22 protein-coding genes and 1 tRNA gene are annotated in these 18698 nt (G+C 62.1%); 11 read left to right on the top strand and 12 right to left on the bottom strand.

Features of this window, described 5'->3' with window-relative positions; all coding sequences use genetic code 11:
- The first annotated feature begins 121 nt into the window (after positions 1–121).
- From AAFM29_RS13080 to AAFM29_RS13060, 5 genes are all read left to right on the top strand, one after another.
- Positions 122–727: an alpha/beta family hydrolase gene (locus AAFM29_RS13080; RefSeq protein WP_341713228.1), complete on the top strand. Its 606-nt coding sequence runs from the start codon at positions 122–124 to the stop codon at positions 725–727.
- Positions 724–1392: a phosphoribosyltransferase gene (locus AAFM29_RS13075; protein WP_341713227.1), complete on the top strand. Its 669-nt coding sequence runs from the start codon at positions 724–726 to the stop codon at positions 1390–1392. Before AAFM29_RS13080 ends, AAFM29_RS13075 begins: the two co-directional genes overlap by 4 nt.
- A 41-nt stretch (positions 1393–1433) precedes the next feature.
- Positions 1434–2288, top strand: a complete 855-nt coding sequence (ligD, locus tag AAFM29_RS13070) for a non-homologous end-joining DNA ligase (protein WP_341713226.1) — start codon at positions 1434–1436, stop codon at positions 2286–2288.
- Between the two features lie 185 nt (positions 2289–2473).
- The gene (locus AAFM29_RS13065; RefSeq protein ID WP_341713235.1) at positions 2474–3445 is read left to right on the top strand and encodes a zinc-dependent alcohol dehydrogenase family protein; all 972 of its coding nucleotides are present in this window, start codon (positions 2474–2476) and stop codon (positions 3443–3445) included.
- Between the two features lie 208 nt (positions 3446–3653).
- Positions 3654–4850: an integrase arm-type DNA-binding domain-containing protein gene (locus AAFM29_RS13060; RefSeq protein ID WP_341713225.1), complete on the top strand. Its 1197-nt coding sequence runs from the start codon at positions 3654–3656 to the stop codon at positions 4848–4850.
- Here the strand turns inward: AAFM29_RS13060 and AAFM29_RS13055 are convergent.
- Positions 4825–5019, bottom strand: a complete 195-nt coding sequence (locus AAFM29_RS13055) for a helix-turn-helix domain-containing protein (RefSeq protein ID WP_341713224.1) — start codon at positions 5017–5019, stop codon at positions 4825–4827. The genes AAFM29_RS13060 and AAFM29_RS13055 overlap by 26 nt on opposite strands.
- The gene (locus tag AAFM29_RS13050; RefSeq protein ID WP_147160732.1) at positions 5016–5222 is read right to left on the bottom strand and encodes an AlpA family transcriptional regulator; all 207 of its coding nucleotides are present in this window, start codon (positions 5220–5222) and stop codon (positions 5016–5018) included. Before AAFM29_RS13050 ends, AAFM29_RS13055 begins: the two co-directional genes overlap by 4 nt.
- A 376-nt stretch (positions 5223–5598) precedes the next feature.
- Here AAFM29_RS13050 and AAFM29_RS13045 point away from each other — a divergent pair, with 376 nt between their 5' ends.
- Positions 5599–6366, top strand: a complete 768-nt coding sequence (locus AAFM29_RS13045) for a hypothetical protein (RefSeq protein ID WP_341713223.1) — start codon at positions 5599–5601, stop codon at positions 6364–6366.
- Between the two features lie 94 nt (positions 6367–6460).
- Here AAFM29_RS13045 and AAFM29_RS13040 read toward each other — a convergent pair whose 3' ends face one another.
- The gene (locus tag AAFM29_RS13040) at positions 6461–6874 is read right to left on the bottom strand and encodes a helix-turn-helix domain-containing protein (protein ID WP_341713222.1); all 414 of its coding nucleotides are present in this window, start codon (positions 6872–6874) and stop codon (positions 6461–6463) included.
- A 75-nt stretch (positions 6875–6949) separates the two neighbouring features.
- On the opposite strand from AAFM29_RS13040, the gene AAFM29_RS13035 reads away from it, so the two are divergent.
- The 3 genes from AAFM29_RS13035 to merA are packed head-to-tail and all read left to right on the top strand — an operon-like array spanning position 6950 to position 9163.
- The gene (locus AAFM29_RS13035) at positions 6950–7345 is read left to right on the top strand and encodes a mercuric transporter MerT family protein (protein WP_341713221.1); all 396 of its coding nucleotides are present in this window, start codon (positions 6950–6952) and stop codon (positions 7343–7345) included.
- A 15-nt stretch (positions 7346–7360) separates the two neighbouring features.
- Entirely contained in the window at positions 7361–7693 is a 333-nt protein-coding gene (locus AAFM29_RS13030) for a cation transporter (protein ID WP_341713220.1), read from the top strand.
- A 12-nt stretch (positions 7694–7705) separates the two neighbouring features.
- Entirely contained in the window at positions 7706–9163 is a 1458-nt protein-coding gene (gene merA, locus AAFM29_RS13025) for a mercury(II) reductase (protein ID WP_341713219.1), read from the top strand.
- Between the two features lie 80 nt (positions 9164–9243).
- Here merA and AAFM29_RS13020 read toward each other — a convergent pair whose 3' ends face one another.
- Positions 9244–9471 carry a conjugal transfer protein TraD gene (locus AAFM29_RS13020; protein WP_341713234.1) on the bottom strand — a complete coding sequence of 76 codons (228 nt, stop codon included), beginning with the start codon at positions 9469–9471 and terminating at the stop codon, positions 9244–9246.
- A gap of 22 nt (positions 9472–9493) precedes the next feature.
- The gene (locus AAFM29_RS13015) at positions 9494–9799 is read right to left on the bottom strand and encodes a conjugal transfer protein TraD (RefSeq protein ID WP_341713218.1); all 306 of its coding nucleotides are present in this window, start codon (positions 9797–9799) and stop codon (positions 9494–9496) included.
- A 172-nt stretch (positions 9800–9971) separates the two neighbouring features.
- On the opposite strand from AAFM29_RS13015, the gene traA reads away from it, so the two are divergent.
- On the top strand, positions 9972–12857 hold the full coding sequence (gene traA, locus AAFM29_RS13010) for a Ti-type conjugative transfer relaxase TraA (RefSeq protein ID WP_341713217.1): 2886 nt from the start codon (positions 9972–9974) through the stop codon (positions 12855–12857).
- A gap of 10 nt (positions 12858–12867) precedes the next feature.
- Positions 12868–13698: a DUF6118 family protein gene (locus AAFM29_RS13005; protein WP_341713216.1), complete on the top strand. Its 831-nt coding sequence runs from the start codon at positions 12868–12870 to the stop codon at positions 13696–13698.
- Positions 13699–13798: 100 nt separating this feature from the next.
- Here AAFM29_RS13005 and AAFM29_RS13000 read toward each other — a convergent pair.
- The 7 genes from AAFM29_RS13000 to AAFM29_RS12970 form a co-directional block, all read right to left on the bottom strand.
- Positions 13799–13875: transfer RNA gene (locus AAFM29_RS13000), tRNA-Met, on the bottom strand.
- Between the two features lie 97 nt (positions 13876–13972).
- The gene (locus tag AAFM29_RS12995) at positions 13973–14650 is read right to left on the bottom strand and encodes a cyclic nucleotide-binding domain-containing protein (protein ID WP_341713215.1); all 678 of its coding nucleotides are present in this window, start codon (positions 14648–14650) and stop codon (positions 13973–13975) included.
- Between the two features lie 31 nt (positions 14651–14681).
- Positions 14682–15209 (bottom strand): 2'-5' RNA ligase family protein, encoded by a 528-nt coding sequence (locus AAFM29_RS12990; RefSeq protein WP_341713214.1) that lies wholly within the window; start codon positions 15207–15209, stop codon positions 14682–14684.
- On the bottom strand, positions 15206–16180 hold the full coding sequence (gene mltG / locus AAFM29_RS12985; RefSeq protein ID WP_371830747.1) for an endolytic transglycosylase MltG: 975 nt from the start codon (positions 16178–16180) through the stop codon (positions 15206–15208). Before mltG ends, AAFM29_RS12990 begins: the two co-directional genes overlap by 4 nt.
- Before the next feature lies 1 nt (position 16181).
- Positions 16182–17441: a beta-ketoacyl-ACP synthase II gene (gene fabF, locus AAFM29_RS12980; protein WP_341713213.1), complete on the bottom strand. Its 1260-nt coding sequence runs from the start codon at positions 17439–17441 to the stop codon at positions 16182–16184.
- Between the two features lie 94 nt (positions 17442–17535).
- Complete coding sequence (locus AAFM29_RS12975; protein ID WP_173213999.1) at positions 17536–17772, bottom strand: acyl carrier protein; 237 nt, start codon at positions 17770–17772, stop codon at positions 17536–17538.
- A gap of 100 nt (positions 17773–17872) precedes the next feature.
- Complete coding sequence (locus tag AAFM29_RS12970) at positions 17873–18574, bottom strand: hypothetical protein (RefSeq protein ID WP_341713212.1); 702 nt, start codon at positions 18572–18574, stop codon at positions 17873–17875.
- Between the last annotated feature and the right edge of the window lie 124 nt (positions 18575–18698).

Here is an 18698-nt window from a genome sequence, read left to right as displayed (position 1 = left end):
CGGTCACTCCACTCGGGCCTGAGCGACCGCATGGCGCGCCCGAAACTTGGCCGTTCGGACTGTGAGCATGCCGTTGCCTCCTCAAGGTTACCGCGAAGCGATCCTGACCGGGAGAGGCTTGATGCTACGAGCGTTTCTCGGCGTACCGGCGCGTGCACAGGGCATAGTCATCTTCGCCCACGGCAGCGGCAGCGGACGGATGAGCCCTCGCAACAACCATGTTGCCGGCCGCCTTCGAGAAGCCGGCCTGGCAACGCTGTTGCTTGATCTCCTGACACCTGCCGAAGAGCAGGATCGCCGGAATGTCTTCGACATCGATTTGCTGGCCGCTCGCCTGAGGTTTGCGGCCGACTGGGCGGCAGCCTACGGCGAAACCGCGCAATTGCGGCCTGCATACTTTGGAGCAAGCACTGGCGGCGGCGCAGCCATTCGCGCGGCCGTTGGTGATCCGCGCATTTTCGCAATCGTCTCGCGCGGCGGGCGGCCCGATCTTGCAGGGCGCGATGCCCTGGCTCGGCTCGCGGCGCCGACGCTCCTGATTGTGGGAAGCCGGGACGGACCCGTTATCGACCTGAACCGGGCGGCGGCGGCAGAAATGTCATGCCCTCATGAACTCACGATCGTCCCCGGGGCCGGCCACTTGTTCGAGGAAGCTGGAACTCTGGATCAGGTTGTCGATCTCGCCAGTTCCTGGTTTCTGGCGCACCTGCGGGAGAACACCCGATGACGGACACGGCCAATCGTTTCGCCAATCGCAGAAGCGCCGGTCATGCTCTGGCTGAGGCTGTAGCAAGGCTTGATATCGAAGACCCGCTAGTCCTGGCACTTCCCCGTGGCGGTGTCCCTGTAGCATTCGAGGTTGCACGCCGCCTTAATGCCCCGCTCGATATCCTGCTGGTGCGCAAGATCGGTGCCCCGGGACATGAAGAGTATGGGATCGGCGCCCTGGTCGATGGTTCCAACCCCCAAGTCGTAATCGACGAGGCAGTGGCGCGGATGGTGGGTGCCGACGCGGACTACATCAATCGTGAAGTCGAACACCAACTCAGGGAGCTCGAGCGTCGACGCGCGGCGTACAGGACCGCTCCACCGATTTCTCCGACCGGTCGCAATGTTATTCTAGTCGATGATGGGATCGCCACCGGCGGGACCGTCAAAGTTGCATTGCAGGCCTTGAGAAAGTCCGCAGCGTCCAGGATCATCCTGGCCGTTCCCGTCGCGCCCCGGTCCGCGCTTCTGGCGTTGCAAAGCTTGTGTGACGAGATTGTCTGCTTACTCGCGCCCGAGCCATTCTATGCCGTTGGGGCGCATTACCTGGATTTCGGCCAGACCAGCGACTCAGAAGTAGTGCAATTGCTGGCAACCGCCAACCGAGCGAGAGAAGGTCAATGACGCCAAAAGGCGGCTCCCTCCCTCGAGAGGAAAGCAATGGCGTGGAAATCTCGAACCGAGACCGCATAATCTTCCCAATCGGCGGGCAGACCAAGGGCGCGCTTGCCGATTATTATGAAGCTGTCGCCCCGATCATGCTGCCCTTCGCCGCGCTGCGCCCCATCAGCCTCGTCCGCTGTCCTCAAGGCCGGGCGGAGAAGTGTTTCTACCAGAGGCACGATAGTGGCGGTCTTGGCGATGCAGTGAAGCATGTGGCTATCCGTGAGAAAGACGGTGGGATGGCCGACTATCTATACATAGAGGATGCGCGTGGCCTGCTGCAATGCGTGCAGATGGGTACTATCGAATTCCACGGGTGGGGCTCGCGTATCAATGCGGTGGAGTCTCCGGACCGCATGGTTTTCGACCTCGATCCCGGCGAAGGCTTGAGCTTCGAAGATGTGAAGGAGGCTGCGCTAGTAATCCGCGATCGCCTGTCAGACATTGGGTTGGAGAGCTTCGCCCAGCTTACCGGCGGGACAGGCCTGCACATCGTCGTGCCGCTGGCGCGCGGTCACGACTGGGAAACGCAACGGGACTTTGCAGGCGGACTTGCCAGGTCACTAAGCCTCGCTGACCCAAATCGTTTCACCGCGACGATGAGCAAAGCCGAACGCAGGGGCAGGATATTCATCGACTGGTTCCGCAACCAACGTGGCAACACCGCCATTCTGCCCTACTCGGCCCGCGCAAGGGAAGGTGCACCAGTCGCTACGCCAGTCGCCTGGGATGAAATGAATGAGATCGTTTCCTCCAGTGCCTTTACGATCGACGATGCCGAACTCTTGATCGAACGAAGCAAAGGAAGGTCGATCTCGGGATGGGGCTTGGCGAGGCAGCATCTTCCCGAGCCGTGACTAACAGTTTTTCATATAGCGATCTTGTTCGTCTGGCGATGGCACCAACGAACCAATGGGTACCGTAGTTTCCTAGCGGAGGGAGGACCGGAAACCCCGGCACCCGGATTATGATATGATCTTCGCGTCACGGCGAAAGGAGAGACGGCCCTTTGGCGATTACCAATAGCGATGCCTGCTGGGCGATGGTCAGCGACCGACCTGGAGCTCGCCTCCGTCGCGAGAAACGCAGCATTCCGCGACCTGGCCCTGGCGAAGTGCTTGTGAAGGTGCGCGCTTGTGGCGTTTGCCGAACTGACTTGCACGTTGTCGATGGCGACATTCCCGCCAATTACCCAGTCGTGCCAGGTCACGAAATCATCGGCGATGTGATTGAGCTAGGTAAAGGTGTTACCGACATCTCCGCTGGCACACGGGTCGGCGTTCCTTGGCTCGGTCGCACGTGTGGGACATGTGCCTATTGCAGTGCAGGCAAAGAGAATCTGTGCGACACTCCGCTCTTCACCGGCGCGACCCGGGATGGCGGTTATGCCACCCACACGATTGCTGACGCACGGTTCTGTTTTCCTCTGCCGAACAGCATAGGGGACTGCGAAGCCGCACCGCTGCTGTGTGCCGGACTGATCGGCTGGCGCGCCTATCGCATGGCGGGAGATGGCAAACGGCTTGGGCTCTATGGCTTCGGCGCCGCGGCGCATATCCTTGCGCAGATAGCTCTGACAGACGGTCGCCAGGTCTTCGCCTTCACACGGGAAGGCGATAGCGCCTCGCAGGAGTTCGCCCGAGAGCTTGGCTGCAACTGGGCCGGCTCAAGCGGGGAGAGCCCCGGAGTGGAACTCGACGCAGCGATCATCTTTGCCCCTGCAGGCGCACTCGTTCCCAAGGCACTCAAGGCGGTCCGCAAGGGTGGCCGGATTATCTGTGCCGGAATACACATGACTGACATTCCCTCCTTCCCATATGCCGACCTATGGGGCGAACGAAGAATAGAGTCCGTGGCAAACCTCACTCGCGAAGATGGAACCCAGTTCCTGACGGCAGACCGCATGGCAGCCATACGCACCCAAACTACGCAATATTCTCTGGTGGAAGCGGATCGGGCATTGTCGGACTTGCGCCAAGGCCTGTTGCAAGGAGCCGCGGTTCTCGTGCCGTGAGATTGGTAGCGGAGGAGGCGCTATAACTTTTGTCTCAGGAAATTTCAGAGCGTCTCCAACTACTCTGTAAAATCAGCGATTTATCTTGTAACGTGTTCGCGGTCGGTCGCCCTGAATCGCCTGAAATCTCGCTGAAATGTGGGAACGATTGTGGGACCAAATACCCCCGTTTTTGGCGGTATGAATCCCTAACAGGGACTCGAACCTGATGGCGCTGACAGTATTGAAAGTGAAGAACGCGAAGCCCGGTCGCCATGTCGATGGCAGGGGATTGTGCCTCGTCGTAAAGCCCAGCGGCGCACGCACCTGGGTGTTACGCATGCAGTTGAAAGGCCACCGCCGCGACTACGGGCTGGGATCGGCGCATGATGTGTCGCTGGCCGACGCCAGAACAGCGGCAGCAGAATTGCGCCGCCTGGTTCGTGACGGCTTCGATCCTGTCGCCGAGCGGCGAAAGGCGCGCAAGGTCATACCGACCTTCGAGGCGGCAACCCGCACATGCCATGAAACCCTAGGCGACGGTTGGAAGGATGGCCATCATGCCCGATGGTTGTCCGGTTTCGAGCGACACCTCTTTCCGCGCATCGGCAAAAAGCCGGTCGACAAGGTGGACAGCGCCTGTGTCGTCGAGGCGCTTTCCCCGATATGGCTGGAGATACCGGAAACAGCGCGGCGCTTGCTCCAGCGCATCGGCGTAGTGCTCGATTTCGCGCATGTGAAAGGCTGGGTGCCGGAAGAGGTTTCGTTGCGTTCGGTGCGCAAGGGCTTGCCGCGTCAGAACGACAAACGCGGGCACATGGAGGCCATGCCCTATGCCGACGTTCCGGCGCTGATGCAGAAGCTTGCCAGCGCCTCCCCGACGACCGGACGCGACGCCTTGCGCTTCACGATCTACAACGCCGTGCGGTCCAACGAGACGCGCCTTGCGGTATGGACCGAGTTCGATCTTGAAAACGCGGTATGGACCATTCCTGCCGAGCGGATGAAGGCAGGCGAAACCCACGTCGTGCCGCTTTCGGCACCGGTTGTGGCAGTGCTGCGCAAACGCTGGAACGAGCGGACCAGCGATACGGGCTTGGTCTTTTCCAACGGTGGCAAGAAGCCGATCAGCGATATGACCATGACCAAGCTGCTGCGCGACGATGGTTTCGCCAGCATCACAGTGCACGGCTTCCGCTCCACCTTCACGGACTGGGCCGCCGAATGCACCGACTTCCCCAAGGAGGTCGCCGACAAAGCCCTCGCCCACAAGCTGCCTAACAAGGTCGAAGCCGCCTACCGCCGAACCGATTTCTTCGAGAAGCGCCGCAGCCTGATGAAGCAATGGGCGGATTATCTGAGCAATCGCACACCAGCGGCGAATACGTCGGCAGCCGAGCCTAATTCGGCTCGCGCTGCCGCATGACCAGCTCGTGCAGACTGGCAGTCGTGATACGGGTCGATTTGCCGAGCTTGATGACCTGAATCTCGCCCGATGCAATCAGTTCGTAAAGCTTGGTGCGACCGACGCCGATCATGCGCGCAGCGTCATTGACCTTTACACAGATCGGCTCGACCGAAGGCGGCGCTGTCACAGCGCCGCGCTCTCATTCCGATACGACACCGGATCATCGATCCAGCGGTTCACGGCGGATTCCCGCCAGCCCGCGCCATGAACGCTGATCTTAACCTGAGACGGGAAAGTCCCCTCTGCGATTTTGCGATACATGGTGGAGCGGGACAGGCCGGTGCGGGCGAGAACGGTCTTGAGGCGGATGATCTTGTCAGGGTTGGACATGGGACTTGCTTCCATTCATTGGCAGTTACTGGTGCCCCCTGATCCAAAATTCTCGCTATGAGGCATCCAGCGCAACAAAATTCGCAGTCCCTGATCCGGTCTTCGTAGATGCGGATAGGATAACTTGCGGAAGGATAGGCACGAATACGGAAGAGTAGAGACGACGGCGGACGCAAACATGGGGCACCTTAAGGCGGAATTTTTTGTGACGTGATCCGAGCAAACGCGGCGTCATGCCGCTAAATCTGCGCACAAGTGGCGGATATTTGCGCCACAACTAGCGATGCTTGCGCACGAATCATCCTTTGCCTTGCGGTTCACGCTGGTGCACGATCCAATGCTGGCCTTTCAGATAGCCTCTAGGCATGTTGAGCCTATGAATGACGAATTTCCTACCCGGCTTCCTTGGCCTGCCAACTTTCCCGATGTGGTCATCCACACAGACGTCCGCACGCGTGACAGCCACCCAGGATACGCAGTGGCAAAGAGCGGTGATGCAGACGCAGGCCTGATGCTGGCTGCGGACCTCCTCTCGCCTGACGGGTTGGCTCACATCCAGGCACTTGTTGGGGGCCGCCCCACCCTGCTTCTGCCGGTAGTCGCGGACGAATTGACCGGTTTCAACGCAATCCCGGATGCTATGGCTCAGGTCATGGGGAGCAGGCTTGGTTTTCCGGTGATCGCCGGTGAAATTGTTCAGACGAACAAAGTCGGCCACACCCGTGCTCCGGCATTCCAGCGGTTGGTCACCCCTGCGACGTTTGAAGGGCAGGTCCAACCTGGCGCAAACTATGTGCTCGTGGACGACCACGTCGGCCTAGGCGGCACTCTCGCCAACCTGCGCGGCTACGTCGAGGCACGGGGCGGAGAGGTCATCGCGATCACGACCCTGACCGAGAGCCGGGATGCACGCATAATTTCATTGCAGCACGCAACCCGAATTGTGCTATGGCAACGGCATGGCCAAGCACTTGACGACCTCTGGCAAAGCCAATTCGGCTACGGGATCGACTGCCTCACGGAAGTCGAAGCCCTCAACCTATGTCGTCAGCACTCCGTTGCCGCCATCGAGGATTTCCTGGCTAAGGCAGCAGTCGAAGCACGTGGCCGAGGTCTCCAGACAGCGGTTGAGCCAAGCGACTGACTGAAGTTCGGTATTCCGCATTAATTAGCCTTGCTGGCACCACGTGCCTTCAATTCCCATATTCCATGGTTGCGACACTGCGAGAGATGCCAAGTTAGTCTTGGTCGGCACACATGGCTTCCAAAACGGGGCACTCCGGCACGTCGTCGCCAGAACACTTATCGAGCGTCGCCGCCAATGTAGCCTCAATCTTTTGCAGGTCGGCAATTTTTGCACGAACGTCAGCAATATGTTCGCCAGTTCTCGCCATCACTTCGGCGCAGGTCTGTGTGCCGGTATCGGTCAGGGCAAGCAACGAGCGAATTTCGTCCAATGTGAAACCGAGATCGCGCGCGCGCAAAATGAACCGCAAACGTCGCACCAGTTCGGGCGAATAGACCCTGTAACCATTTGCGCTACGCGGTGGTGGCGGGAGCAATCCGACCTTCTCGTAATAGCGGATGGTTTCGAGATTGCAGCCGGTTTTCCGGGCAAGCTCTGCCCGCAAAATGCCGCCTTGAGCGTTCATAAAAAAGTCCTTGAGCCTGTAGTTGCTACAGAGCTTACACTGCGAATCATGAAACCGGAAGAAAGGACTTTTGCCGTGGCTTCGACGCCGGAACAAAGACACTCCCACGTCCAGCAACCTCCAAAGTCGGAACGGACTGGCCTGCTCGCGACAGCGGCTCTGATCGGTGCCGGGCTTGCTTCGGCGTGCTGCGTGGTGCCGCTCCTGCTGGTGAGTTTGGGCATTTCCGGCGCGTGGATCGCCAATCTGACCGCGCTCGAACCCTATAAGCCCTATGTCGGAGCGGCGACGCTTGCCTTGCTCGGCTACGGCTTCTGGCATGTCTATTTCAAACCGAAACCACCCTGCGAAGACGGCACCTATTGTGCCCGTCCAGCATCGGCGCGGAACACCAAGATCGTTCTGTGGCTCGGCCTTGCAATCGTCATCCTCGCGCTCACCATCGATTGGTGGGCACCCTGGTTTTACTGAAAAAGGAAACGACCCATGAAGAAAATGATGTTGATCGGCCTGGCCGTGCTGGCAATTGGCGGCGGCGGTGTCGCCCTTGCACTTGGAACTTCCTCCCCTGATGGCCGATCAGCGCAGGTGGCAGCGGCAGAGCGGCAAGCGACCTTCGCCATCGAAAATATGACCTGCGCCACCTGTCCGATTACGGTCCGGAAGGCGATGAAAGGTGTTGCAGGCGTGAGCGAAGTGAGCGTCGATTTTGCCGCCAAGACCGCGCGGGCGACTTTTGACCCTTCGCGCACCACGGTAACGGCGATTGCCGCTGCGTCCACCAATGCGGGTTATCCGGCGCGCGCGATCCAGCGCTGAAAGAGGCTTCTCATGGCAGATTGTTGCAACCGCTCGGAGCGGGACGGGTTCGATGTGGCCGTTGTCGGCGCCGGTTCGGCGGGCTTTTCGGCCGCGATCACTGCCGCCGAACTTGGCGCAAAGGTTGCCTTGATCGGCCACGGCACGATTGGCGGCACTTGTGTCAACGTAGGCTGCGTTCCCTCCAAAACGCTGATCCGCGCCGCCGAGGCGGTGCATGGCGCGCGCGCCTCGGGGCGCTTTCCCGGCCTCGATGGCTCGGTGCAACTGAATGATTGGGCCGCGCTGGCAGCGTCGAAGGATTCGCTGGTCAGCGAATTGCGCCAGAAGAAATATATCGACCTCCTGCCCGCTTATGACGGCGTCCACTATGTCGAGGGCAAGGCGCGCTTTGCCGATGGTGCGCTCATGGTCGAGGACGTTCCGATGCAGGCGGGCAAGGTGATCCTGGCAACCGGCGCGCGTGCTGCTGTCCCGTCGATACCGGGAATGGAGAATGTGCCTTTCCTTGACAGCACCGCCGCGCTCGCGCTCGAAGTCCTGCCCCAATCACTGCTGGTGATTGGTGGCGGGGTGATCGGGCTCGAATTGGGGCAGATGTTCGCCCGCCTTGGCGTGAAGGTCACGATCTGCTGCCGCAGCCGCCTGCTTCCCGAACTGGACCCCGAAGTCAGCACGGCACTGCAATCCTATCTTGAGGCCGAAGGCATCCGGATTTGCGCAGGTATCGGCTATCAGCGCATCGCTTACGTCGAAGGCAGGATCGAACTGACCTGCGAAAGCTTGTCTTGTGATGGTGATGGCCATTGCGACACCGTCGCGGCGGTCCAGACTCTCGTTGCCGAGCAGGTGCTCGTCGCCACCGGGCGGCGGCCCAATTCGGACGGGATGGGGCTGGAAGCGCACGGTGTCACGCTTGATGCACGCGGCGGCATCGTGGTTGACGACCATCTCGAAACCTCGGTCCGGGGCATTTACGCTGCAGGCGATGTCACCGGCCGCGATCAGTTCGTTTATATGGCCGCTTATGGCGCAAAGCTTGCCGCGCGCAATGCGGTGGGTGGCAACGCCGAACGCTATGACAATGCCGCCATGCCTGCGGTAGTGTTCACCGATCCGCAGGTCGCCAGCGTCGGCCTCACCGAAGCGGCGGCACATGCACGTGGCATCAAGGTCAAGACCTCGCTCCTGCCGCTCGACGCCGTCCCTCGCGCGTTGGCGGCACGCGACACGCGCGGCCTCATCAAGCTGGTGGCCGACAAGGCGAGCGATCGGCTGCTCGGCGGCCAGATCATGGCCCCAGAGGGCGCCGACTCGATCCAGACGCTGGTGCTGGCGATCAAATACGGCATGACCACACGTGAGCTAGGCGGAACCATTTTTCCTTATTTGACCACGGTTGAGGGTCTCAAATTGGCTTCGCAGACGTTCGACAAGGATTTGACCAGACTGTCCTGCTGCGCTGGGTGATCTCCGACCATCCATGGCTAGGAACCATTCAGCTCCCGTTGCCCAATTGGTTGTTCTGTGGCGAAGCAATCGCCAGTCGCCTATCTTACAATCTCGCCTTCGAAAGCCCGCTTTCCTTTCCTTTTCCAGAGCACCAACGCCCGTTCCCGCTGCTCGCCCCGCAGCTTGGCCGCGATGGTGAGGAACGCGCCATAGAGCGTGGCGCGATCATCGTCGGTAAGTTCGACCAGTCCGGCCTTCACGACCAGGCCGCCCAGTTCGATCAGTTGCCGCGTGCGTTCGCGCCGCTTGACCTGCCATTCGCGCATGTCGGTTCGCGCCTCTGCTGCCTCAAGCCGATGCCGCGCCGCCTTCAGGCGGGAGAGTGCCATCCGGCTGGCCTTGAGTTCCTTCGCCACGCTTGCGCGCCTTGTTCTGAAAGAAGGCAGCGCCGCGCTTGCGCCACGCCTCCTTCCTCTGGGCTTCGCTGGTTTCCGCGATAACGAGCAACGCACCGGCCAGCGTTTCCGCATCAGTCGCATCGGCCCCGGTGGCGATCACCAGTTCGCCGAGCTGCTGCACGCGGCGTTCCTTCAGTTGCTTCGCCTTGTCGGCGAGTGCCTTCAGTTCCGAATCAAAGTCACGGGGTTTGCGCATCGAAGTTCTCCATTGAGAGGTGATGCGCTGATGATAATATCGATGCTCTCCCAATGCTGTAGAGTCGTCGAGACGGCCTGATACCGGATAGTCCCGAGCAGGATTTTATCATGGGAGGGCGCGCTTATACGTCGTGCCGACGTGGCGCTCATGGCGTAGATGGATTGCCGTCATGGCGATCTTCCACCTCTCCGTCAAAGTCATCAGCCGGTCGAGCGGGCGCAGCGCGGTGGCGGCAGCGGCCTATCGCGGAGCCGAGCGGCTGCATGACGAACGGCTCGACCGCGACCATGACTTCACCAACAAGGACGGCGTCGTCCATTCCGAAGTGCTGTTGCCGGAAGGCGCACCGGAGGAATTTGCCGACCGCGAAAAGCTCTGGAATGCTGTCGAAGCCGCCGAGAAGCGCAAGGACGCGCAGCTTGCCCGCGAGGTCGAATTCGCGATTCCGCGCGAGCTGACCAAGGAACAGGGCATTGAACTGGCGCGGGAGTTTGCCGAGGCCGAGTTCGTCGAAAAGGGCATGATCGCCGACCTCAATGTGCATTGGGACATTGGTGCGGATGGCCAGCCCAAGCCGCACGCGCATGTCATGCTCACCATGCGCGAAGTCGGCAAAGATGGCTTCGGCTCGAAGGTGCGAGAGTGGAACAAGGCCGAACTGGTTGAGCAATGGCGCGAGCGCTGGGCCGAGCATGTCAACCAGCGCCTTGTCGAACTGGATATCGATGCGCGGATCGATCACCGCAGCCTGGAGGCGCAGGGCATTGCGCTGGAGCCGCAGGACAAGATCGGCCCCGCCGCTTCGCGCATGGGCGAACGCGGGCTGGAGGCAGAGCGGATCGAGGAACACCGCGCTGTCGCCCAGCGCAACGGGATGCGGATCATCGCCAACCCCGCCGTCGCGCTCGACGCGATCACGCACAGCCAGGCCACCTTCACGAACCGCGACCTTGCCATGTTCGTGCATCGGCATAGCGACGGGAAAGAGCAATTCGACGCTGCCATGAGCGCGGTTCGCGGATCATCCGACCTTGTCGCACTGGGCAAGGACGGACGCGGCGAGGAGCGGTTCACATCCCGGCAGATGATCGAGACTGAGCAGCGGCTTGGCCGCGCGTCGGAATTGATGGCGGAGCGCGAGCGGACTGGCGTCGATCAGAAAGGCCGGGAAGGAGCGCTGGCGCGGGCAGCGCAACGCGGCTTGATGCTGTCCGGCGAGCAACGCACCGCGTTCGAGCATGTGACCGATGAGCGCGGCCTCAATGTTGTCGTCGGCTATGCCGGAACCGGCAAGAGCGCGATGCTGGGCGTGGCGCGCGAGGCATGGGAGAGCGCGGGCTACACCGTTCGCGGTGCGGCGCTGTCCGGCATTGCCGCCGAGGGATTGGAGCACGGTTCAGGCATTGCCTCTCGGACCATTGCCAGCCTTGAACATCAATGGGCCCAGGGCCGCGAATTGCTCACCGCGCGCGATGTGCTGGTCATCGACGAGGCAGGCATGGTCGGCACGCGCCAGATGGAGCGCGTCCTCTCCCATGCCGCCGATGCCGGCGCGAAAGTTGTCCTGGTTGGCGACCCGCAGCAGCTCCAGGCCATCGAAGCTGGAGCAGCGTTCCGGTCGATCCATGAACGGCACGGCGGCGTAGAAATCAGCGAGGTGCGCCGCCAGCATGATGGCTGGCAGCAGGACGCCACCCGGCACCTTGCCACCGGGCGCACCGGTCTTGCCATTCAGGACTATGGCGAACGGGGCATGGTCCATGTTGCTGAGACGAGGGAAGCGGCACGCGGCGAGCTGATCGAGCGCTGGGATCGCGACCGGCAGGCCAGCCCCGACGATACGCGGATCATCCTCACTCACACCAATGACGAGGTGCGCGAACTCAATGACGCGGCGCGCGGAAAGCTGCGCGAAAGTGGCGATCTGGGTATCGATGTGACCATCCGAGCCGAGCGCGGCGAGCGCCAGTTCGCCAGCGGCGACCGTATCATGTTCCTGCGCAACGAGCGGGGCCTAAGCGTCAAAAACGGCACTCTCGGCACTGTCGAACAGGTGACGCCGCAACGCATGGCCGTGCGCACCGACGATGGCCGCAGCGTTGCTTTCCACACCAAGGACTATGTGCATATCGATCACGGCTACGCCGCGACGATCCACAAGGCGCAGGGCATGACTGTGGACCGCGCCCATGTGCTGGCGACGCCGGGCATGGACAGCCATGGTGCCTATGTGGCGATGTCACGCCACCGTGACGGCCTTGCGCTGCATTATGGCCGCGACGACTTCGCCGATCAGTCGAAACTTGTCCGCACGCTGAGCCGTGAGCGCGGCAAGGACATGGCGAGCGACTACAAGCCTGAGCAACAGTTTGCCGAACGGCGCGGCATCACTTTCGGCGAGCGTATCGTGGAAATCGCCCGGCAATTGCCGGAGAGAGCGAAGTCCATCTTCGCCGGATTCCGTCCGCAGGCGAACCGGCTCCAAGCGCTGCCCACCGAACAGGTTGGTCTTTCCGATCAGCGCCGGGCCGTCGAACGCTACGCTCGCGCCGCCGCCGATATCGGACAAATGCGCGAACAGGGATTGCCGGTGCTGCCACATCAGCGCGGCGCGCTGGAGAAGGCTGGAAAGGCGCTCAACGCGATCCGGCCCCATGGCACAGCCGACCTCGCCAGCGCCTTGCAGCGCCAGCCGGGTCTGGCGCGCGAGGCTGCCGATGGCCGCAGCCAGGGCGCAATGCGCGCCATGCAGCTTGAAGCCGAAATCCGCATCGATCCCGCGCAGCGCGCAGACCGCTTTGTCAGCGACTGGCAGCGGCTTGGGCAGGCGCGCCAGGCCATGCAGCGCGATGGCGACAGCAAGGGCGCGCAGAGGCTCACCAATCGCATGACGGACATGGCGAAGGGGCTGGAGCGCGACGCGCAGGTCGAATCCCTGCTGCGCGGTCGCACCCGCGAGCTTGGCATCAAGACAGAACTCGGTCGCGATCTGGCCCGCGACCTTGCCGCCTCCATCACGATGGAGCGGAGCCGCTCAATCGGCATGGGCCTGTAGGAGAAGCGTAATGGATACCGTCACGGATGACGTAGAACTGACGCTGGACCTTGAGCCGGAGCCGGAACCCGATCCCGACCCCGACCCACTCACCTCTGATACCGTAACCGATCCCGCCGCCGAGGCGTTTGCTCGCCTTGAGGGCGAACTGGCCCTGATGCGCCGGGCGGTGCAGCACCTTGCCGCCGAGCGTGCAGACATTGTCATTCCCGACTACGGCGCGACCCTGACCGACATGGCCAAGCGGATGGGCGCGATTGACGGGAGCCTGAAGAGCATGGCTGGTCATCCGGCGATGCAGATAACCCCTGACAGCATCGGCAATCGGATTGCCGCCGCAGCCGAGGCAGCGCGGCGCAGCGATCAGGACAGGATCACTCAGGCCCGGAGCGACTTGAGCCACGCCGCTCAGGAAATGCGCAGCGTCACGGCCCATGCGCGCATCGCCGTCGAGCAGCGTCAGCAGCTCTACCAGGTAGCAGGCGGAGCTTTGCTGGCGGGTATCCTGCTATGGTCCTTCCTTCCCGGCACCATTGCCCGTGCCATGCCGGAAAGCTGGTACTGGCCCGAGCGCATGGCAGCGCGGATGGTGGGCGCAGTCTCACGCTGGGATGCAGGCGCACGGCTGATGCAAAGCGACAGCCCTGAGGCATGGCAAGCATTGGTACAGGCCGCTGACATTCAGCGCGACAACCGCGATGCCATTGACGCTTGCCGGAAGACCGCTGCAACGTCGCAACAGCCAGTGCGATGCACCGTCAAGATTCGTCAAAGCAGTCAAGAAGGGGAAACAGCAGCAACGTCAGCGGGGGCCGCGAGACGATCCCAGAGAGGGGCATAACAGCCCATTCCGACCAACACAAAATGTGGGAACGAACGTGGTTTCGATTCTTCGGAAAAGTCATTTTATCCTTTGAAAACAAAGCGATAAATGACTTGAATGGTAGCGGAGGAGGGACTCGAACCCCCGACACGCGGATTATGATTCCGCTGCTCTAACCACCTGAGCTACTCCGCCCCGAAAGGCCCTGCCGGGGCATCAGCCCGCTCGGCAGGCGGCGCATTTAGGGCGCATGTGTGAGGCGGTCAACCGCTCAATTGGCACCGCGGGACAATTAGTCCCGCGAACGCGTGGCGGCTTCGTTCATCCGTTCCACCTTGGCAGCAAGGCCGCGGTTCATCGCGTTGGTGAAGGCCGTGCCGACTTCGGGCACTGCGCGGGCGTATTGCGCGAGCGCGTCGCGATCGAAACGGGCAATCCGCGCCGCTTCGACAACAATCACAGTAGCAGAGGCCGTGTGGCCCGATACCAGGCTCATTTCGCCAAGGAAGTCGCCTTCACCACAAACGCCGACCTCGATGCCGCTTGCTTCGACCGACACCTGACCCGAGGCCACGTAGACCAGTGGCGGATTTGCTTCTCCCTCGCGCATCAGTACCTCGCCCGCCGGGACCTGCCGCCATTGCATCAGGTCGCGCAAGCGCCCTTCATGGCGCGCTGCGGCCGCACCGAGGAGGTGGTCGAACAGCGCACGCTCTTCCGCCAGCATGGCGCCACTTCGGGACCTCCGCCACATGGCCAGGAGTTGCACGAGATTGACCAGTACGAACACCAGCGCGAGGCCAATGGCACCGACCGAGGCCTGATTGATCCACAGGTGCGCCAGGGCAAGCAGACCTGCCCCCGCCGCAAGCAACCGCATCCGCCGCACCGTCGTCATGGCAACCGCGCCGATCAGCAGCAGTGCTGCAGCATATGCCAGGCTGTTTCCAAGCACGTCCAGAACCTCCACTCCCTTCCCCAAAGGCTGGAATTCCGAACCCTTATGCCTCCGCGCGCCCGCGAAAGGCAAATGTCTTGAGCGGCTCCCATGGCCCACCCAGGTAGCGGTGAAGCGCGAGCCCCCGAAACGTGAAGGCGTGGGGCTGAATTACACCGTCTAGTTGCGCCTGGAGCACCTTCGCCTCTGCCGACGTGACCTTGTTCTGGATCGTCACGTGTAGACGCGGTCGGTGCTGGTCCTGCGCCGTGAGCAGCCCATGGAACGCATCTGCCAACCGGTCGCGCAGGCGCAGCATGGCGGGACTCTCTAGGCGGATCGCGGTGCCCTGCCCCAAGGACATCAGGCCGATGACCTTTGCAGGTACCTCGGCATATTCGCTCGCAAGGCGGCGGCACCAGCGGACAATTTCTTCCTGGCTCATCGCAGGAAGCGCGTGGAACAGCGTAACATGCGCCTCGAGGAAGTTGCGCTCCGGCGGAAAATGCGCCCAGCGCAACGCAGTGTAGCGGGCGTGAATCTCCTGCGGCAACTGCGCCGTTAGGATCAGCGGGGCATCAACCGTGCTCACATCTCTCCGCGCCGGCGGCGAATCTCGAACCACTTGGCGACGTTGCGATTATGCTCGTCCAGCGTCTGGGCAAAGGCGTGCCCGCCGCTGCCATCGGCAACCATGTAGCGCGCCTCGGTCTTCGCCGGGTTGAGCACTGCCGCGATCGATTCGCGGCCCGGATTGGTGATTGGCCCTTTGGGCAGACCGACCATCGAATAGGTGTTGTAGTCGTTGATCGCGGCGATCTCCGACTGCTTGATGCGGCGACCAAGCGGCTTGCCCCGCGTGATCGGGTAAATGATCGTCGGATCGGCCTGCAGCAGCATCCCGTCCTTCAGGCGGTTGGAATAGAGCCCTGCGACCATGCGCCGCTCGCGCGAAACGCCGGTTTCCTTCTCGACGATCGAAGCGAGCGTGACCGCGTCCTTGATATTGTCGACGGCGATACCCGGCGCGCGCTTGGGCCAGGCTTCGGCGAGATAGTTCTGCATCGCGGCCTGCATCCGCGCGAGAACCTGTGCACGCGTTTCGCCGCGTTCGAAATCATAGGTGTCGGGCAGCACCGAACCCTCTGCCGGTATAGGGATTTCCCCGGTCAGCAGGTCTTCGGCCATCAGCCGCTCGTACACCATGATCGAAGGAAGACCTTCGGGAATCGTCACAAAGCGACGCACGACATCGCCGTGCTGGAAGGTGCCGAGGATGGTCGACGGGCTGGCGCCCGCAGGGAGCAGGAATTCCCCCGCCTTGATCGGATCGGAAGAGCCGAGCAGCTTGGCCCGCAGCAAGAAACCGTCGGCCGAGGCGATCAGCCCCTCATCCTCCAGCTTGCCCGCCACTGCCGACAGCGACGCACCGGAGGGCACGATGAAGCTCGTGTCCTCTTCGACACCGGACGTGCCCCACCAGCCCGAAAGGAACCAGATCGCCCCGATGAGCGCCGCGAGCGCGGTAATCGCGCCGAAACCCAGCGCGCCCGTGCGCTTCACCTCAATCGACCTTCTTGACGATCAGCGATGCGTTGGTTCCGCCGAAGCCGAAGCTGTTGTTGAGCGCCGCGCGCACTTCGCGCTTCTTCGCCACCTTGGGTACCAGGTCGACGCCCTCGGTCCCCTCGTCGGGGTCGTCGAGATTGAGCGTCGGCGGGACGACCTGGTCGCGGATCGCGAGGATGCAGAAGATCGTTTCCACTGCACCTGCACCGCCCAGCAAGTGGCCGATTGCCGACTTGGTCGAGCTCATCGATGCGCCGCTGAGGTCATCGCCAAGCACGCGCTTGACCGCGCCCAGCTCGATCGTATCGGCCATGGTCGAGGTGCCGTGGGCATTGACGTAATCGATTTCACCCGGCTCGAGGCCTGATTTGCGCAATGCCATACGCATGGAAAGCTCGGCGCCCTTGCCCTCCGGATGCGGTGCGGTGACGTGGTAGGCGTCGCCCGAAAGGCCATAGCCCACGACTTCGGCATATATCTTCGCACCGCGCGCCTTGGCATGCTCGTATTCCTCGAGCACCACCACGCCGGCACCCTCGCCCATGACGAAGCCGTCGCGGCCCTTGTCATAGGGGCGGCTCGCCTCGGTCGGGCGGTCGTTCATGCTCATGTTGAGCGCCTTGGCCTGCGCGAAGCCAGCCACGCCGAGCGGGTTGATCGTGCTTTCCGAACCGCCCGCCAGCATGATGTCGGCATCGCCGTCCTTGATCATGCGCGCCGCATCACCGATCGAATGCGCGCCGGTCGAGCAGGCCGTCACCACCGCGTGGTTCGGACCCATCAGGCCGTATTTGATCGAGACCTGGCCGCTGATCAGGTTGATCAGGCGCCCATGGACGAAGTGCGGCGAAACGCGACCAGGACCGCGTTCGTGCAGCACGATCGATTCGCTTTCGATGCCTGGCAGCCCGCCAATACCCGAACCGATCGAGCAGCCGGTGCGCATCTTGAGGTCGTCATCCATGTCGAGCAGGCCGGCATCTTCCAGCGCCTGGCCGGCAGCATCGATGCCATAGACGATGAAGGGATCGACCTGGCGCTGGACCTTGAAGTCCACGCGCTTCTCGGGGTCGAAGCCCCATTCGTGATCCTTCGGCTTCACCTCGCAGGCGATGGTGCACTTCTGGTCGGATGTGTCGAAACGGGTAATCTGCCCCGCCCCGCTCTTTCCAGCGATCAGGTTCGCCCAGGTAGTCTCCACGTCCGCACCCAAAGGGGTGACGAGTCCAAGACCGGTTACAACCACACGACGCATGCAATTCTCCGCAGATAAGGCAACAGGCCCGGCCCGCTATCGGGTCGGGCCTGTCCGTACCCGCATATAGTGCGGGTTCTGAAAAGCGCGAGCCTTAGCCCTTGTGCTCTTCGATGTACTTGGTCGCGTCGCCGACGGTGGTGATCTTCTCAGCCGCATCGTCGGGGATCTCCACGCCGAACTCTTCCTCGAAGGCCATGACCAACTCGACGATGTCGAGGCTGTCTGCACCGAGATCATCGATGAAGCTCGCGTCCTGAGTGACCTTGTCGGTCTCGACGCCGAGGTGTTCGACCACAATCTTCTGCACGCGGTCGGCAGTATCGCTCATTTTAGTCCCTCTCGAATTCTGGGGGTTTCACGGTTGGCTTTCGCCCTAATGAACGGCGCGGAAGAGCGCAAGGGGCTCGCGATCAAGGCCGGTGGAGGGTTTAGCCGGGTCTTTCTTCCGGCATGACGTTGTAGCGACGCACTTCTTCCTGATCGAGGCAGTAGCGCGTGGTCGGATCTTCTTCGGACTCCACAGCCTGCTGCCGGTACATGATCTCGGTCAGGAGCTTGCGGCTGATGCCCATGCGGATCAGGAAATCATTGTCGTCGCTCGCCAGCTGGGCGCTCGCCTGCTCGATATCGGCGATGAGGCGCACCGTGCTGGTGGTGCCTTCCTTGTTCGCTTGCTGGATCACGTCGCGCTGGTTGGTGTAGGTGAACATGTGGACCATGAATTCACCGCCGGGTTCCACCACCCGCCGGTCTCCGCCCATGAATACGAAATTGCAGGCGGAAAAGCAGGTCCACCCTGATGGGATGCGGGTGAGCATACCCGGGAAGGAACGGATCACCTTGCCCGCCTCGTTCCCCGCCGCCGCGTTACCCCCGCTCGAGCGGAGCCAGATTTCGCCAATCGATTCGTCTGCGTCGAGAACCTGGCGGAGTCGTTCGGGCAGCGATGCATCGATGACGCCTTCGGCCAGGAGTACGCGAACTCCTTTCTTGACCGCGGGGGTCAGCGTCATTGCGGTCGATGGCCCCCAATTGGGCTCCGCCGGACAGGTCGGATTATCGGGATCCTTGGCCCCGGTGAGCATCGCCAGGGCGATCAAGCCGCCCACAAGTACCTGCGGAAACCTCATGCGATAAGCGCATAGCGCGCAGCAGGCGGGCGGCGGCACATCCGCTTGTCGGCCCGCGTCTCTTCACCCTTCACGATGATCACATCGGTCACGGTAATGCATTGCAGTCCCGCCGCCTCGTGAT

This window comes from Erythrobacter sp. (assembly GCF_038133525.1).
GTDB lineage: Bacteria > Pseudomonadota > Alphaproteobacteria > Sphingomonadales > Sphingomonadaceae > Qipengyuania.
The sequence above is the reverse complement of the archived record's forward strand: the minus strand, read 5'-3'. Positions and strand labels throughout refer to the sequence as shown.

Bases quoted from the DNA above. Each gene is read 5' to 3' on its own strand.
- AAFM29_RS13080 (WP_341713228.1), top strand. From the start codon at position 122: ATGCTACGAGCGTTTCTCGGCGTACCGGCGCGTGCACAGGGCATAGTC.
- AAFM29_RS13075 (WP_341713227.1), top strand. From the start codon at position 724: ATGACGGACACGGCCAATCGTTTCGCCAATCGCAGAAGCGCCGGTCAT.
- AAFM29_RS13065 (WP_341713235.1), top strand. From the start codon at position 2,474: ATGGTCAGCGACCGACCTGGAGCTCGCCTCCGTCGCGAGAAACGCAGC.
- AAFM29_RS13060 (WP_341713225.1), top strand. From the start codon at position 3,654: ATGGCGCTGACAGTATTGAAAGTGAAGAACGCGAAGCCCGGTCGCCAT.
- AAFM29_RS13050 (WP_147160732.1), bottom strand. From the start codon at position 5,222: ATGTCCAACCCTGACAAGATCATCCGCCTCAAGACCGTTCTCGCCCGC.
- AAFM29_RS13045 (WP_341713223.1), top strand. From the start codon at position 5,599: ATGAATGACGAATTTCCTACCCGGCTTCCTTGGCCTGCCAACTTTCCC.
- AAFM29_RS13040 (WP_341713222.1), bottom strand. From the start codon at position 6,874: ATGAACGCTCAAGGCGGCATTTTGCGGGCAGAGCTTGCCCGGAAAACC.
- AAFM29_RS13030 (WP_341713220.1), top strand. From the start codon at position 7,361: ATGAAGAAAATGATGTTGATCGGCCTGGCCGTGCTGGCAATTGGCGGC.
- merA (WP_341713219.1), top strand. From the start codon at position 7,706: ATGGCAGATTGTTGCAACCGCTCGGAGCGGGACGGGTTCGATGTGGCC.
- AAFM29_RS13020 (WP_341713234.1), bottom strand. From the start codon at position 9,471: ATGCGCGAATGGCAGGTCAAGCGGCGCGAACGCACGCGGCAACTGATC.
- AAFM29_RS13015 (WP_341713218.1), bottom strand. From the start codon at position 9,799: ATGCGCAAACCCCGTGACTTTGATTCGGAACTGAAGGCACTCGCCGAC.
- traA (WP_341713217.1), top strand. From the start codon at position 9,972: ATGGCGATCTTCCACCTCTCCGTCAAAGTCATCAGCCGGTCGAGCGGG.
- AAFM29_RS13005 (WP_341713216.1), top strand. From the start codon at position 12,868: ATGGATACCGTCACGGATGACGTAGAACTGACGCTGGACCTTGAGCCG.
- fabF (WP_341713213.1), bottom strand. From the start codon at position 17,441: ATGCGTCGTGTGGTTGTAACCGGTCTTGGACTCGTCACCCCTTTGGGT.
- AAFM29_RS12975 (WP_173213999.1), bottom strand. From the start codon at position 17,772: ATGAGCGATACTGCCGACCGCGTGCAGAAGATTGTGGTCGAACACCTC.
- AAFM29_RS12970 (WP_341713212.1), bottom strand. From the start codon at position 18,574: ATGAGGTTTCCGCAGGTACTTGTGGGCGGCTTGATCGCCCTGGCGATG.